15 protein-coding genes are annotated in these 13,999 nt (G+C 66.3%); 7 read left to right on the forward strand and 8 right to left on the reverse strand.

Annotation, left to right across the window (positions count from 1 at the left end; genetic code table 11):
• Positions 1-74 precede the first annotated feature (74 nt).
• Complete coding sequence (locus tag QOC76_RS17915; protein ID WP_526358762.1) at positions 75-635, forward strand: TetR/AcrR family transcriptional regulator; 561 nt, start codon at positions 75-77, stop codon at positions 633-635.
• On the opposite strand, the gene QOC76_RS17920 is transcribed toward QOC76_RS17915, so the two are convergent.
• The gene (locus tag QOC76_RS17920; protein WP_526358764.1) at positions 628-1,206 is read right to left on the reverse strand and encodes a hypothetical protein; all 579 of its coding nucleotides are present in this window, start codon (positions 1,204-1,206) and stop codon (positions 628-630) included. The genes QOC76_RS17915 and QOC76_RS17920 overlap by 8 nt on opposite strands.
• A gap of 39 nt (positions 1,207-1,245) precedes the next feature.
• The gene (locus QOC76_RS17925; RefSeq protein WP_526358766.1) at positions 1,246-2,322 is read right to left on the reverse strand and encodes a 2Fe-2S iron-sulfur cluster-binding protein; all 1,077 of its coding nucleotides are present in this window, start codon (positions 2,320-2,322) and stop codon (positions 1,246-1,248) included.
• Between the two features lie 190 nt (positions 2,323-2,512).
• Between QOC76_RS17925 and hsaA the strand changes: the two genes are divergently transcribed.
• Genes hsaA through hsaB form a run of 4 tightly spaced genes read left to right on the forward strand, consistent with a single transcriptional unit; the run spans position 2,513 to position 6,088 of the window.
• Positions 2,513-3,697, forward strand: a complete 1,185-nt coding sequence (gene hsaA, locus QOC76_RS17930) for a 3-hydroxy-9,10-secoandrosta-1,3,5(10)-triene-9,17-dione monooxygenase oxygenase subunit (RefSeq protein WP_526358768.1) — start codon at positions 2,513-2,515, stop codon at positions 3,695-3,697.
• Positions 3,697-4,596: a 4,5:9,10-diseco-3-hydroxy-5,9,17-trioxoandrosta-1(10),2-diene-4-oate hydrolase gene (gene hsaD / locus QOC76_RS17935; protein WP_526358770.1), complete on the forward strand. Its 900-nt coding sequence runs from the start codon at positions 3,697-3,699 to the stop codon at positions 4,594-4,596. The genes hsaA and hsaD overlap by 1 nt, the downstream gene beginning before the upstream one ends.
• Positions 4,593-5,492, forward strand: a complete 900-nt coding sequence (hsaC, locus tag QOC76_RS17940) for an iron-dependent extradiol dioxygenase HsaC (RefSeq protein WP_526358772.1) — start codon at positions 4,593-4,595, stop codon at positions 5,490-5,492. Before hsaD ends, hsaC begins: the two co-directional genes overlap by 4 nt.
• Positions 5,493-5,536: 44 nt before the next feature.
• Positions 5,537-6,088 carry a 3-hydroxy-9,10-secoandrosta-1,3,5(10)-triene-9,17-dione monooxygenase reductase subunit gene (hsaB, locus tag QOC76_RS17945; RefSeq protein ID WP_526358774.1) on the forward strand — a complete coding sequence of 184 codons (552 nt, stop codon included), beginning with the start codon at positions 5,537-5,539 and terminating at the stop codon, positions 6,086-6,088.
• Here the strand turns inward: hsaB and QOC76_RS17950 are convergent.
• Complete coding sequence (locus QOC76_RS17950; RefSeq protein WP_526358776.1) at positions 6,085-6,873, reverse strand: alpha/beta hydrolase; 789 nt, start codon at positions 6,871-6,873, stop codon at positions 6,085-6,087. The two genes, hsaB and QOC76_RS17950, sit on opposite strands and share 4 nt — an antisense overlap.
• 235 nt (positions 6,874-7,108) lie before the next feature.
• Here QOC76_RS17950 and QOC76_RS17955 point away from each other — a divergent pair, with 235 nt between their 5' ends.
• Positions 7,109-7,282, forward strand: coding sequence for a hypothetical protein (locus QOC76_RS17955; protein WP_526358778.1), 174 nt, complete (start codon positions 7,109-7,111; stop codon positions 7,280-7,282).
• Between the two features lie 95 nt (positions 7,283-7,377).
• A complete protein-coding gene (locus QOC76_RS17960; RefSeq protein WP_526358780.1) occupies positions 7,378-8,124 on the forward strand; it encodes a 3-hydroxybutyrate dehydrogenase in 747 nt (248 codons plus the stop codon).
• Positions 8,125-8,205: 81 nt separating this feature from the next.
• On the opposite strand, the gene QOC76_RS17965 is transcribed toward QOC76_RS17960, so the two are convergent.
• From QOC76_RS17965 to fadD3, 5 genes are read right to left on the reverse strand one after another with little or no spacing between them, the layout of a single operon-like run.
• Positions 8,206-9,360: a pyridoxal phosphate-dependent aminotransferase gene (locus tag QOC76_RS17965; RefSeq protein ID WP_526358782.1), complete on the reverse strand. Its 1,155-nt coding sequence runs from the start codon at positions 9,358-9,360 to the stop codon at positions 8,206-8,208.
• A gap of 10 nt (positions 9,361-9,370) precedes the next feature.
• Positions 9,371-10,312, reverse strand: a complete 942-nt coding sequence (gene ipdE2, locus QOC76_RS17970; RefSeq protein ID WP_526358784.1) for an acyl-CoA dehydrogenase IpdE2 — start codon at positions 10,310-10,312, stop codon at positions 9,371-9,373.
• Positions 10,309-11,265, reverse strand: a complete 957-nt coding sequence (locus QOC76_RS17975) for an acyl-CoA dehydrogenase family protein (RefSeq protein ID WP_526358786.1) — start codon at positions 11,263-11,265, stop codon at positions 10,309-10,311. The genes ipdE2 and QOC76_RS17975 overlap by 4 nt, the downstream gene beginning before the upstream one ends.
• A complete protein-coding gene (locus tag QOC76_RS17980) occupies positions 11,262-12,428 on the reverse strand; it encodes an acyl-CoA dehydrogenase family protein (RefSeq protein WP_526358788.1) in 1,167 nt (388 codons plus the stop codon). The genes QOC76_RS17975 and QOC76_RS17980 overlap by 4 nt, the downstream gene beginning before the upstream one ends.
• Positions 12,428-13,990 (reverse strand): 3-((3aS,4S,7aS)-7a-methyl-1,5-dioxo-octahydro-1H-inden-4-yl)propanoate--CoA ligase FadD3, encoded by a 1,563-nt coding sequence (gene fadD3, locus QOC76_RS17985; RefSeq protein ID WP_526358790.1) that lies wholly within the window; start codon positions 13,988-13,990, stop codon positions 12,428-12,430. Before fadD3 ends, QOC76_RS17980 begins: the two co-directional genes overlap by 1 nt.
• Positions 13,991-13,999 lie beyond the last annotated feature (9 nt).

Consider the following 13,999-nt stretch of genomic DNA (forward strand, 5'->3'; position numbering starts at 1 on the left):
AGCACGGTCGTTCCTTTATGCTCAATGCCGTGAAACAGCGGTCGTAGGGCGAGCGCACCAGGGCCGCGATCCTCATGGAGGCCGCGCGTCTCGCGACAGTCGATGGACTGGACGGTCTCTCCATCGGCGCGCTCGCCACAGCGCTCGGGATGAGCAAGAGCGGTCTGTACGCTCACTTCGGCTCGAAAGAAGACCTCCAACTGGCGACCGTCGCGTCTGCGCGGGAGACCTTCGTCGCCGAGGTGTTCGTGCCTGCCCTTGACGCACCACAGGGCACCGGGCGCCTGTACGCCGCATGCGACGCGTTCCTGTCTCACATCGAGCGGCGCGTCTTCCCCGGCGGATGCTTCTTCGCAGTGGCGGCCGCCGACGTCGGAACCCGTCCGGGTCCGTTGCGTGACGCGGTCGCTGCGCAGCAACGGGACTGGAGCCGGCTGTTGGAGCGGCTTGCCCGCAAGGCGATGGAAGTCGGGCAACTGGAGGCAGGCGTGGATCCGGCCCAGCTCGCTTTCGAGCTCAACGCGATTCTGGCGTCCGCCAGTACGACTTTCGTTCTCCAAGGAGACGCAGCGGTGTTCGAGCGCGCTCGTGCGGCTGTCCGCCGACGGTTGCCGACGGCGGGGAAGTTCAGCTGAACGTGGTCTGCGCGCAGGCCGTCGGCGTGGTGAGGTTCACTCCTCCGTAGACGACCTGGATCTGCGAGCACGCGAAGAAGGCGGCCTGGGTGTTCGGACGCCCGGTGGCCCAGTCGGTGGGCACCGAATCGCCGTCGGCCTTGAAGCGCTCGATCGGTCCACCGCCGAAGTAGGTGATCGAGATCTCGACGTTGTTGGTCGCCTTGTACATCTTCGAGAGCACGTTCTCGTGGTTCGCGCCCTTGACCTCGCGCGGGTTGCCCGAGGGGGCGCTGTAGGAGGCTTCCTGCCATACGTCGCGCCCGGAACCGCGAACAGTGATGGTCTGCCGGGCCCAGGTGTCACCGGGAAAACCGGTCGGCCCGTCGGGTGTCGTCAGGTTGGCGGTGGTGTCGAAATAGCATCTGTTCTCCGCCGACACGCAGTTGGCGGTGACGTGCATCTCGATGTTGGTCGCCGGATCGACCGGGATCGAGGTGGTTGCGGTGTTGGACGCGGCCGTCGCCGTTGCGGGATGCGTGAGCACCGCGGTCAGCGCTGCCGCCGCGCCTGCTGCTGCAAGCCGATTCATTTGTGCTCCCCTCCAGTGCGGCGAATGGTAGCCCGGCGCTTATTCGTCGTAGGTGACTTCCACGGAATCCGAGCGTGGTCGCGCCTGGCAGCCGAGGATCAGGCCCTCGTCGAGATCCTGCTGCTCGAGCACGTCGTTGACCTCCATCTCGACATCGCCGCTCTTCTTCAGAACGGCGCAGGCGCCGCAGTGGCCCTCGCGGCAGGAGAACGGCGCGTCGAGACCCTTGTCGAGCAGCACGTCGAGCAGTTTCGCGCTGCGGGGCCAGCGTATTTCGTGCCTCTCACCGTCGAGCGTGACGATCGCTGTCGCAGGCCCCTCGTCGCTGTCGTCTGAATCTTCGGCCGCAATCACCACCCTGGCGAACGGATCCGACTCCAGCGACTTGAACACCTCGATATGGATCCGGTCGGCGGCGGCGCCCGCGTTCTTCATCGCCTCTTCGGCCGCCGCCATGAACGGCCCGGGCCCGCAGATGTATGCGTCGTGGCCGGCGTACGGAGCGGCGAGAGCGGACAGCGCGGCCGCACTCGGCAGTCCCTGCACGGATTCCAGCCAGTGCACGACCGTCAGCCGGTCAGGGTACTTCGCGGCGAGTTCCCGCAGCGCGACACCGAAGATGACGGAGTTCTCGTCGCGGTTGGCGTAGATCAGCACGACGCGGCCATTGCCCTCGGCAAGAGCCGACTTGCAGATCGCCATCATCGGCGTGATGCCGCTGCCCGCGGCCAGTAGCAGGAAATCGGTGTCCAGCGTCTTGGGCACGAAGTTTCCCGACGGCGCCAGCGCGTGGATGCGCATGCCGGGGTGGGCGTTGTCGCACAGCCAGTGCGAGGCGTATCCGCCGTCGGTCCGTTTGACTGTGACCGTCAACGGGTCGCCGGTGTGCGGGGAACTGCACAGCGAGTAGCAGCGGGCGACACAGCCGGTGCGCTCGCTGGGCACCCGCAGCGTGAGGAACTGTCCCGGCTGATAACGCAGCCGGTCGGCGGGAATCTCGGGAGCGTCGGGACCATCCGGAACACAGAACACCAGCGAGCGCGCGTCGTCGGTCTCGACGACGACCTCGGCCACCTGCAGTTCCAGCACGTGGCTACCGAGCGGCTCATCCGTCACGCGGTTGCCCTTTCTACTCCGGCCCGGGGGCCATAACTAGAACAGGTTACAGAAATGCATGTGCGCAGGTCCAGCCGCCACAGGAATGCGCTGCTCGACACAAATCGTAACGTGTTCTAATCTTTTCCTAAGCGATCTGCTCTTCGCGCCAGCGCTCATCGCCAGGTCCTTTAGCTCGGGAGGCAAATCAGTGACGTCCATTGAACAGCGTGACGTGCAGTCGGTCCTAGCCGGCATCGACGATCTGCTGCCGCTGATCGCCAAGCGAGCGCAGGCGACGGAAGACCTTCGACGGCTGCCGGACGAGACGGTCGCAGAGCTCGACGAGGTCGGCTTCTTCAAACTGCTCCAGCCCGAGCAGTGGGGCGGCCTTCAGTGCGATCCGACGGCGTTCTACGAAGCGGTGCGTCGCATCGCGACGGCGTGCGGATCGACCGGGTGGGTCAGCTCGATCGTCGGCGTGCACAACTGGCACCTGGCCCTGTTCGACCAGCAGGCGCAGGAAGAGGTGTGGGGCGCCGACCCGACCGTGCGCATCTCCTCGTCGTACGCACCGATGGGTGCGGGACACGTGGTCGACGGCGGCTACCTCGTCAGCGGCTCCTGGAACTGGTCGTCGGGATGTGACCACGCGACGTGGACTTTCGTCGGCGGCCCGGTGATCAAGGACGGCAAGCCGGTCGACTTCGGCAGCTTCCTCATCCCACGCAGCGAGTACCGCATCGACGACGTCTGGCACGTGGTCGGCTTGAGGGGAACCGGCAGCAACACGCTCGTCGTCAAGGACGTCTTCGTGCCTCGGCACCGGTTCCTGTCGTACAAGTCGATGAACGACCGCACCGCGGGAGGGCTGCAGACGAACACCGCGCCGGTGTACAAGATGCCTTGGGGCACAGTTCATCCCACTACGATTTCGGCGCCGATCGTCGGCATGGCGTACGGCGCCTACGACGCCCACGTCGAGCATCAGGGCAAGCGCGTGCGTGCCGCGTTCGCAGGCGAGAAGGCCAAGGACGACCCGTTCGCAAAGGTCCGCATCGCCGAGGCGGCCAGCGACATCGACGCCGCGTGGCGCCAGTTGATCGGCAACGTCGGCGACGAATTCGCGCTCCTGAAGGGGGGCAAGGAGATCCCGTTCGAGCTGCGGGCCCGCGCCCGTCGCGACCAGGTGCGCGCCACCGGACGGGCCATCGCCTCCGTCGACCGGCTGTTCGAGGCGTCGGGCGCCACCGCGCTGAACAACGACGCCCCGGTGCAACGGTTCTGGCGCGACGCGCACGCGGGCCGTGTGCACGCCGCCAACGACCCGGAACGCGCCTACCTGATCTTCGGTAACAACGAGTTCGGGCTGCCGCCCCAGGACACGATGGTCTGATGACGTCATTCGCCGCCGAAGCCGCTCAACAGCAAGAGATCACGTTCGAGTCGACCTCCCGGTATGCGCAGGTCCGCTCGGGGTCTTTGGACATGCGGCTGCACTATCACGAGGCCGGTGTCGGCAACGAGGACACGGTGGTGCTGCTGCACGGCGGCGGGCCCGGGGCGTCGAGCTGGTCGAACTTCGGGCGCAACATCGGCGTGCTGGCCAAGCACTTCCACGTGATCGCGGTCGACCAGCCGGGCTACGGACACTCCGACAAGCACACCGAACATGAGCAGTACAACCGCTACAGCGCGACCGCGGTGCTCAATCTGTTCGATCACCTTCAGATCGATCGCGCTGCGCTGGTAGGCAATTCGTTGGGCGGCGGTACCGCTGTCCGGTTCGCGCTGGACAACCCCGAGCGGGCAGGCAGGTTGGTGTTGATGGGGCCGGGCGGGCTGTCGGTCAACCTGTTCGCGCCCGACCCGACCGAGGGCGTCAAGCTACTGGGCAGGTTCACCGCCGAGCCGACGCGCGAGAACATGGAGAAGTTCCTGCGCATCATGGTCTTCGACCAGAAGCTCGTCACGCCCGAGCTCATCGACGAAAGGTTCGCGATCGCCAGCCAGCCGGAGTCGCTCGCGGCTGCTCGGGCAATGGGAAAGTCGTTCGCAGGTCCCGATTTCGAACTCGGCATGATGTGGCGCGAGGTCTACAAGTTGCGGCAGCGGGTGCTTCTGATCTGGGGTCGGGAGGATCGCGTCAACCCGCTCGACGGCGCGCTCGTCGCGCTCAAACAGATTCCGCGTGTGCAGTTGCACGTCTTCGGACAGTGCGGACACTGGGCACAGCTGGAGAAGTTCGACGAGTTCAACAAGCTCACTGTTGACTTCCTCGGAGGTGGGTCATGAGCATCAAATCTCTGGGCTACCTGCGGATCGAGGCCACCGACATCGCGGCATGGCGCGAGTACGGGCTGAAGGTCCTCGGCATGGTGGAAGGCTCGGGGGCAACCGAAGGTGCGCTCTATCTCCGGATGGACGAGTTCCCGGCTCGGCTGGTCATCGTTCCCGGCGAGAACGACCGGCTGCTTCAATCCGGCTGGGAGACGGCGAACGCCGCCGCGCTGCAGGACATCCGTAACCGGCTCGACGTAGAGGGCACGCCATACAAGGAGGCGACGGCCGCCGAACTGGCCGATCGCCGCGTCGACGAGATGATCACGTTCGACGACCCATCGGGCAACACCCTGGAGGTGTTCCACGGCGTGGCGCTCGAACACCGCCGGGTCGTCAGCCCCTACGGCCACAAGTTCATCACCGAAGAACAAGGCCTCGGCCACGTGGTGCTGACCACGAAGGACGATGCTGAGTCGCTGCACTTCTACCGCGATGTGCTCGGTTTCTACCTGCGCGACTCGATGCGACTGCCACCGCAGCTCGTCGGCAGGCCCGCCGACGGCGCGCCCGCGTGGCTACGGTTCTTCGGCGTCAATCCGCGCCACCACAGCCTGGCCTTCATGCCGGGGGAGACGCCGAGCGGCATCGTGCACCTGATGGTCGAGGTGGGCGACTCCGATGACGTCGGCCTGTGCCTCGACCGCGCGCTGCGCCGCAAGGTGCCGATGTCGGCCACGATGGGCAGGCACGTGAACGACAAGATGCTGTCGTTCTACATGAAGACCCCCGGCGGGTTCGACGTCGAATTCGGTTGTGAGGGTTTGCAGGTCGATGATCACGGCTGGGTCGCGCGGGAGAGCACTGCGGTCAGCCTATGGGGTCACGACTTCAGCATCGGCTTCTCCTAGACGTGACCGGGGAGCCGCCCGTGCATGCGAGGAGCGAAGAAGCGATGGACCCTCGCGCATTCCGAAATGTGCTGGGGCAGTTCTGCACCGGCATCACCGTCATCACCACGATGCACGACGATGCACCGGTCGGTTTCGCCTGCCAGTCGTTTGCGGCACTGTCGCTGGAGCCGCCGCTGGTTCTCTTCTGCCCGACCAAGGTGTCGCGGTCCTGGAAGGCCATCGAAGCGTCCGGCAAGTTCTGTGTGAACGTGTTGCACGAGAAGCAGACGGATGTCTCGGCACGATTCGGTTCCAAGGAACCCGACAAGTTCGCCGGAATCGATTGGGGCTCATCGACATTGGGCTCTCCGGTGATCAAGGGCGCGCTGGCGCACATCGACTGCACGGTGCATTCGGTCCATGACGGGGGCGACCACCTCGTCGTTTTCGGTGCGGTGCACTCATTGACCGATGTGCCGCACAAGAAGCCGCGGCCGCTGCTGTTCTACCGCGGCCAGTACACGGGAATCGAACCGGACAAGAACACGCCCGCGCACTGGCGCGACGACCTCGAGGCGTTTCTCACCGCCACCACCGACGACACCTGGCTCTAGCTTCCCGTGCCTGTGTGTGCGCCCATCTCGGCAATGAAGTCGATGACCGCGCTCGCCACCTCGCGGTGCATGGTGTCGTTCAGGATGTCGTGGTGTCCGCCCGGATATTGCTTGAGCTGCAGCGGTTCGATCTGCTCGGCGTAGGCCTGCACCGCACCGATGTCAGCGATCGGGTCGGCAACACCGTGCACCGCCAGCGTCGGCACCCTCAGCCGCGGCAAGTCGTTGCCGAAGCGGTCCCATGCCGTGTCCAGCGCTCGCGCCAACGGCGCCCCGTCGGCGTCCACAAAGGCCAGCGGATCGTTTTCGAGCGAGTCCAGATAGAACGGGTCGTGGGACAGCGTGTGCGGGTCAAGGTCGAATGAGGTGTCCGCGTCGAGCATCTCGGGGATCGGCACCAGCGGAGCACCGGAGATGATGCCTGCGCGGTAGCGGTCGGGCTGGTCGAGCAGCCGCGTCAGCGTCACCACCGCACCGAACGAATGGCCCTGGGCGATCAGCGGCAGACCGGGCCGTTCCCCCTCGGCCAACTCGGTCAACACCTCCGCGAGGTCCGCGCTGTCGGCGACGGAGCCGAAGTCACCGCGCGACCCCGGGCTCAGCCCGTGACCGAACTGGTCGACCGCCCACAGGTCGATGCCCGCGGCGTTGAGCGCGAACCCGTAACGGTGATAGACGCCGGTGTGTTCACCGAAGCCGTGCAGGAACACGACGACGGCGCGTGGTTGCGCTGCCGGCCAGTGCCGGTAGTAGGCCCTACCCTTCGGATGATCGATGAACGGCATAAGCCTGAGTTTAGCTGTGACCCACTGCACAAGGCCATGGCAAAAGACGCCTGCGAACGCGGTGCGCGCATGCCGGGCAGTCTGTTCCTGCCAACTGCCGTTCAATTGCTGCCAGCGGAATTAAACATGTGACCTGCCTGTTTATGAAGTCAGACCGGTTAGAAAGATCCGCAAAGACCGGCAAGACGGAATTCGGACCGCTGAGGACCGGATACCACAGGAAAAAGAAGAAGGCATGAAAATGAAGAAGCTCGGGTTTGCCAGCATCATAGCCAGCGGTTTGACTGCGGCCGTCATCGGCCTCGCCGCTCCCGCTTCGGCAGGTGTCGATCATCTTGGTTGGCTCAACGACATTCATCAGCACGCCAACGCGCCGCAGGTGAGCACCAGCGTGCAGCAGAGCCGCTGAGCAACTAGCCACACGAAGGGGCGCCCCATAGCGGGTGCCCCTTCTTCGTATTCGACGCGTTTTCGACCATTGCAGACGGGGGTACCTTCGTCGACGTGACCGACTTGGATGGCCGCACCGCGCTGGTCACCGGCGCAGCCAGCGGTATTGGGGCAGCCTGCGCGCGTGAATTGGCGCGCCGCGGAGCGGTGGTGACCGTCGCCGATATCGATGAAGCAGCAGCTGAAGCACTGTCTGACGAGATCGGCGGGACGGCCTGGATCGTCGACTTCTCCGATGTCGGGCCGCTGGAGACGCTGAAGCTGGAAACCGACATCCTGGTCAACAACGCCGGCGTACAGCACGTGAGCGCGATCGCCGAGTTTCCGCCCGAACGCTTCCGATTCATCCAGACGCTGATGGTGGAGACACCATTTCTGCTGATCCGCGCTGCGCTGCCGCACATGTACGAAAACGCCTTCGGACGCATCATCAACATCTCGTCGGTGCACGGTCTGCGCGCCTCCGAGTACAAGGTCGCCTACGTCACCGCCAAGCACGCGCTCGAGGGACTGTCCAAGGTGACGGCACTCGAGGGCGGCCCTCACGGTGTGACGAGCAACTGCGTCAACCCGGGGTACGTCCGCACGCCTTTGGTGACCAAGCAGATCGCCGATCAGGCCCGCACCCACGGCATCCCCGAGCAGCAGGTCGTCGAGGAGGTGTTCCTGAAGGAGAGCGCGATCAAACGTCTCCTCGAACCCGAAGAGGTTGCATCGCTTGTGGTTTGGCTCGCATCATTCGACGCCGGCATGGTGACCGGTGCTTCCTACAGCATGGACGGCGGCTGGAGCGCGCGCTGACCGTGTGTTCGGGTGTGCGGATTTGAACACTTTTCCGGCGAGTTCCGTCCGAATTCGCACGGTCGAGCGCTGCACTGACGATCAGCCGAGCCAGGCGCCGATGCGGTGCAGCGCCTCCTCGACGTCGCCGGTCGGGCCCGCGAACGACAGCCGGACGAAGGAACTGCCGCGCTGGGTGTCGAAATCGATGCCCGGCGCGATGGCAACCCCGGTGTCGGCCAGCAGCTTCGAACAGAACGAGAACGAGTCGTCCGTCAGATGCGACACGTCGGCATACACGTAGAACGCACCGTCGGTCGGCGCGAGCCGATCGATCCCCATCTTGCGCATGCCGTCGAGCAGCAACCCGCGGTTGGCGGCGTAATGGTCAAGCAGGGCGTCCGCCTCGGCGACCGACTCCGGCGTGAACGCCGCAACCGCCGCCAGCTGAGACAGTACGGGCGGGCAAATCGTGAAGTTTCCGGTCAGGCGGTCGACCGCGCGCAGCAGTTCGTGCGGTACCAGAAGCCATCCGAGCCGCCACCCGGTCATCGCGAAGTACTTCGAGAAGCTGTTGACCACAACGGCTTCCCGCGATGTCTCCCACGCACAGCTGGTTTCGGGTGCACCCTCGTAGACCAGCCCGTGGTAAACCTCGTCGCTGATCAGCCGAACACCCGAGGCTTCGCACCACGACGCGATCGCCGCCAGCTCGTCCGGCGGAATCACGGTGCCGGTTGGATTGGCGGGGCTCGCCACGATGACGCCCTGTACGGGCAGATCGAGGTCGGCGAGCATCCGCGCTGTCGGCTGGAACCTGGTCTCGGGTCCGCACGGGATCTCGACGACCTCACATCCGAGCGCCGACAGAATGTTGCGGTAGCAGGGATAGCCGGGGCTGGCGATCGCGACCCGGTCGCCGACGTCGAAGCAGGCGAGGAACGCCAGCAGGAATCCACCCGAGGAGCCGGTGGTGATCACCACGTCGTTGGGATCGACGGCCAATCCGTGCCGGGCTTGATAAGCGCTCGCGATGGCCGCCCGCAGTTCGGGGATACCCAGCGCGACGCTGTAACCGAGCACTGTGCCGTCGAGGGCGGCTTTCGCCGCGGCGCGCACCGCCGCGGGTGCCCCCGCGCTCGGTTGGCCTGCCGACAGATTCACCAGATCGCCGTGCGTGCGCTGGCGTTCCGCAGCGGCCAGCCATACGTCCATCACGTAGAACGGCGGGATGCCTGCACGCAGAGACGTCCTCATATGCGAAACGTTAGAGCAATTTCGATTCGAGCCGCCGCAGATGCTCCCTCGGTGGCCCGAGCAGCTGTGCGCTGCCGTGCGCGCGTTTGAAGTACAGCTGGATGTCGTGCTCCCAGGTGATCGCAATGCCGCCGTGCATCTGCACGGACTCGGCGGCCACCTTGGAGAAGGCTTCGCTGGCCGCGAATCGGGCCAGCGCCGCCGACGTGGCCGACGGTTCCGCGACGGCCTCGTCGACCACCGCGCGCGCCGACTGTACCGCGACGTACAGGTCGGCCATCCGGTGCTTGAGCGCCTGGAAGCTGCCGATCGGGCGGCCGAACTGGACTCGGTCCTTGGTGTATTCGACGGTCAGGTCGAGGCACTTGCCCGCGGCACCGATCTGTTCGGCGGCCATCAGGATCGCGGCCGCGTCGGCGAGCCCGGGGTCGGCGCCGATGACGGCTGTGCCGGCAGGCTGTACCCGGGCCAAAGGTCGTGTCGGGTCCATGGTGCCGACGGGGGTCGCCGTGAACTCGGTCCAGCGGGTGAGCGTCGTGCCGTCGGCGGCGACGACGACATCGGCCACGCCGCCGTTGATGACGAACTCGGGATCGAAGACCACTGTCCCGATCGCAGAGCCTTCGGCGAGTCTTTCGATCGTCTCCGCATCTGGTTCGTCGGCGGACAGTAGCGCGATCTCGGCCAGCGTCGTGCCGAGCAGTGGCGTCGGCGCAAGCGCCTTACCCAGTTCTTCGAGAACGACGGCGGCATCGGCGAGTCCGCCACCCGCGCCGCCCAACTCCTCTGGCACCACGAGTGCGGCCGCTCCGACCTGCTCGCACAACAACTTCCACAGCGACTCGTCGTAGCCGCTTTCTGACTCGATGGCCTGGCGTACCGCGGCGGGCGTTGCGTGCTTGTCGACGAGCGCCGCGACGGTTTGGCGCAGCAGCTCACGTTCTTCACTCATCCCAAGCCCTCCAATACCCGGCGGCGGTGCCATGTCGGGTCACCCCATGCCGACCGCAGCGCCTGTACCCGCAACAGCAGCAGCGACAGGTCGTGCTCCTGGGTGAAGCCGATGGCGCCGTGGGTCTGCAGCGACGAGCGCGCGGACAGCAGCGCGGCATCGGCGGCCGCCACGAGCGCCGCGCTGACATCGCGTGCTGTGTCGCCGGATCCGTCCGCCAGCGACAGCGCCGCACCGAAGACCAGCGGCCTGGCCAACTCGACGGCGATGTGCACGTCGGCAAGCTTGTGCTTGATCGCCTGGTAGGACCCGATGGTCCTGCCGAACTGGCTGCGCTGCTTCGCGTAGTCCACCGACGCGTCTAGCATGGCTTGGCCCGCACCGACCAGTTGCGCTGCGTTAGCGAGCACGCCGTACTCGAAAGCCTTTGCGGTGTCTGCCTTTCGGGCGTCGCCGGCTGCCGTTGCATCGAACAGCTTCCGTGCGGGGTCGACGGACTCGTGTTGACGGCCCGCGCTGCCGTTGCGCACCTCACCGTCGCCCGCGACGAGAATCAGGCCGGCGGAGTCGGCGTCGACGGCGCGTGGCACGTGCGGGGGGAGGGCGGCCGTCGCGATCAACTCGCCGGACGCAAGTGCACCGCAGCGCTCGTCGTCGGCGAGTAGAACCGGTGCGACCGCGATGGATTCGGTGACCGGTCCGGGCACACCCCAGTATCCGAGTCGCTGCGTGGCGACCACGAGGTCGACGGGATGCGCCCCGATGCCGTCGAACCGTTGCGGCACCAGCAGCGCCGTCACGCCGAGGTCCGTCAACGTCGCCCAGATCTTGCGCCCCGGTCCGGTATCGCCCTCCGCCCATGCGCGCACCGCCGCCGGAACGCCTGCTGCGCCGAGCGCGGCATCGATGCTCGCGGCGAAGTCGCGCTGCTGTTCGTCGATCTCGAAGTTCATTTCTGTCCCTTGGGCTCTCGGGGCAGACCCAGTAGCCGCTCGGCGATGATATTGCGTTGGATCTCGTTGGTGCCCGCGTAGATCGGGCCGCCGAGCGCGAACAGCAGCCCGTCGGTCCACGAGTATTTTCCCTCCTCGCGTCCGGAGGAGCCGACCAGCTCGCCGTCCGCGCCGGCCATGTCAAGCGCGGTCTGGTGCATGGCCACATCGAGATCCGACCAGAACACCTTGGTGATCGACGACTCGGCGCCCAGCTCGCCGCCGTCGGCGAGTCGGGTGACGGTGCCGAAGGTGTGCAGTCGGTAGGCCTGCGCCTTGATCCAGGCGTCGGCGACCCGGTCGGCGAAGGCCGGGTCGGGATCGGCCTTCCACTGCCGGACCAGCCGCTCGGCGGGCGCCAGAAACCGCGCCGGGCTGCGCAGCGACATCCCGCGTTCGTTGCTCGACGTGCTCATCGCGGCGCGCCATCCGTCGTGGGGTTCGCCGATCACGTCCTCGTCACCGACGAAGACGTCGTCGAGGAAGATCTCACCGAAGCCGGTGTCGCCGCCGAGTTGCGCGATCGGCCGCACCGTCACCCCGTCGGCCTTCAGGTCGAACATGAAGTACGTCAGGCCCTTGTGCCGCTGCGCTTCCGGGTCGGACCGGAACAGCCCGAACGCCCTGTCCCCGAACGGCGCCCGCGAACTCCAGATCTTCTGCCCGTTTAGCTTCCAGCCGCCGTCGGTCCTGGTGGCCGTGGAGCGCAGCGACGCCAGGTCGCTGCCCGACTCCGGCTCGGACCAGGCCTGGGCCCAGATCTCCTCGCCGCTGGCCATCTTCGGCAGCACCCGGTCGAGTTGCTCCTCGGTGCCGTGTGCGAACAGCGTCGGAGCCAGCATGGAGGTGCCGTTGGCGCTGGCGCGCCCCGGTGCGCCTGCGCGGAAGTACTCCTCCTCGTACACGATCCACTGCAGCAGCGTGGCCTCGCGGCCACCGTAGCGCTTCGGCCACGCGATCACCGACAGCCCCGCGTCGAAAAGGATTTTGTCCCAACGCCGATGCTGCTCGAAACCCTCGGCCGTGTCGTAGGACTTGGTCGGGAAGTGCTCCGTGTTCGCGGCGAGGAAGTCGCGGACCTCGGCCCGGAACTCCTCGGTATCGTTGTCGAAAGCCAGATCCACTAGATCGTCTCCCGTAGTTGCGGCTTGACCACTTTGCCTCCCGGGTTGCGCGGCAGGACGTCGAGAAACGCCACTGATCGCGGTGCCTTGAAATTCGCCAGATGCTCACGCGTATAAGCGATCACGGTGGCCTCATCGAGCTCGGCGCCGGGCAGCTTGACGACGAACGCCTTGCCGACCTCGCCCAACCGGTCGTCGGGCACGCCGATCACCGCGGCCTCTGCGACACCGTCCAGCCGTGCGAGCACCTGTTCGATCTCGGCGGGGTAGACATTGAATCCGCCGCAGATGTACATGTCCTTGAGCCGGTCGGTGATCTTCAGATTCCCGGCCTCGTCGACGCAGCCGACGTCGCCGGTGTGCAGCCAGCCGTCGGCGTCGATGGTGTTGGCGGTCGCCTCTGGATCGTCGAGATACCCGAGCATCACGTTGGGTCCACGCAACAACACCTCGCCCGCCCCGTCTTCGGCTGGGTTGTCGATGCGCAGCTCGAAGTCGGCGATCGGGCGCCCGCATGTGGTGGCGACGGTGACGGCGTCGTCGTCGGCGCGGCACATCGTGCCGAACCCGCTCGCCTCGGTCAGCCCGTATGCCGTCAGCACGATGTCGATGTCGAGTTCCGACTGCATGCGCTCGATCAGCACCACCGGGATCGTCGCCGCGCCGGTGACCGCGAATCGCAGTGAGCTCAGGTCGTAGTCGCCGCGCCTGGGATGGTCGAGCAGGGTCTGGTAGATCGTCGGTGGTCCGGGGAGCACGGTGATCCGGTGTTCGGCCACCGCGGCCATCGCCTTCTCCGGATCGAACGTCAGCTGGGGGATCAGCGTGGCCCCGGTCTGCAGACAGGCAAGGATGCCCGCTTTGTAGCCGAAGTTGTGGAAGAACGGGTTGATGCAGAGGTAGCGGTCGGCGCTGGTGACGTGACCGCAGGCGGCCCACGCCGCGGATGCGTCGAGCGATTGCCGGTGTGCACAGAGCGCACCCTTGCTGCGGCCTGTGGTGCCGGAGGTGAACAGGATGTCCGAGGCGTCGTCCGGCTTCACGGCGGCCGCGCGGCGCTCGACAGCGTCCAGATCCGAGCCGCGGGCGACGAACTCGTCCCAGGTGCCGTCATCCTTATCGATCGGAACGCGCACGATGTGCCGCAGATCGGGCAGCGCAGCCCTGTCCAGGCCCGCGGTCTTGTCCGCGCCGAGGAATTCACCGGCTGCAACCAGCAGTGACGCTGCCGTGCGGGCCAGCACGTCGGCGGCCTCTCCTGCGGTGTAGCGCGTGTTGAGGGGGACGACCACGCCGCCCGCATAGTGGGTGGCCAGGCATGCGACCACCCAGTGCCAAGTGTTCGGCGACCAGATCGCGACGCCGTCCCCGGCGGCAACGCCCATGTCGATCATCGCGGCGGCGGCCTTTCGGACCTCGTGGCGCAATTGCGCGAAGCTCAGCCGCCGAGCTCCTGCTGGATTGCCGGCACCGCCGGCGTCGGTGACCAGCGCGTCATGGTCGGCGAATTGGTCGGCAATCCGGTCCAGGACCTGCGGAATGGTCCTCAGATCGGGCGTCATCGATGCTCC

The organism is Mycobacterium sp. (assembly GCF_032159565.1).
Taxonomy (GTDB): Bacteria; Actinomycetota; Actinomycetes; order Mycobacteriales; family Mycobacteriaceae; genus Mycobacterium.

What these genes read in the sequence shown, in the direction of transcription:
- hsaD (WP_526358770.1), top strand. Translation starts at nt 3,697, where the DNA reads ATGACGTCATTCGCCGCCGAAGCCGCTCAACAGCAAGAGATCACGTTC.
- ipdE2 (WP_526358784.1), bottom strand. Translation starts at nt 10,312, where the DNA reads ATGAGTGAAGAACGTGAGCTGCTGCGCCAAACCGTCGCGGCGCTCGTC.
- QOC76_RS17955 (WP_526358778.1), top strand. Translation starts at nt 7,109, where the DNA reads ATGAAAATGAAGAAGCTCGGGTTTGCCAGCATCATAGCCAGCGGTTTG.
- hsaC (WP_526358772.1), top strand. Translation starts at nt 4,593, where the DNA reads ATGAGCATCAAATCTCTGGGCTACCTGCGGATCGAGGCCACCGACATC.
- QOC76_RS17920 (WP_526358764.1), bottom strand. Translation starts at nt 1,206, where the DNA reads ATGAATCGGCTTGCAGCAGCAGGCGCGGCGGCAGCGCTGACCGCGGTG.
- hsaB (WP_526358774.1), top strand. Translation starts at nt 5,537, where the DNA reads ATGGACCCTCGCGCATTCCGAAATGTGCTGGGGCAGTTCTGCACCGGC.
- QOC76_RS17965 (WP_526358782.1), bottom strand. Translation starts at nt 9,360, where the DNA reads ATGAGGACGTCTCTGCGTGCAGGCATCCCGCCGTTCTACGTGATGGAC.
- QOC76_RS17975 (WP_526358786.1), bottom strand. Translation starts at nt 11,265, where the DNA reads ATGAACTTCGAGATCGACGAACAGCAGCGCGACTTCGCCGCGAGCATC.
- QOC76_RS17915 (WP_526358762.1), top strand. Translation starts at nt 75, where the DNA reads ATGGAGGCCGCGCGTCTCGCGACAGTCGATGGACTGGACGGTCTCTCC.
- fadD3 (WP_526358790.1), bottom strand. Translation starts at nt 13,990, where the DNA reads ATGACGCCCGATCTGAGGACCATTCCGCAGGTCCTGGACCGGATTGCC.
- QOC76_RS17950 (WP_526358776.1), bottom strand. Translation starts at nt 6,873, where the DNA reads ATGCCGTTCATCGATCATCCGAAGGGTAGGGCCTACTACCGGCACTGG.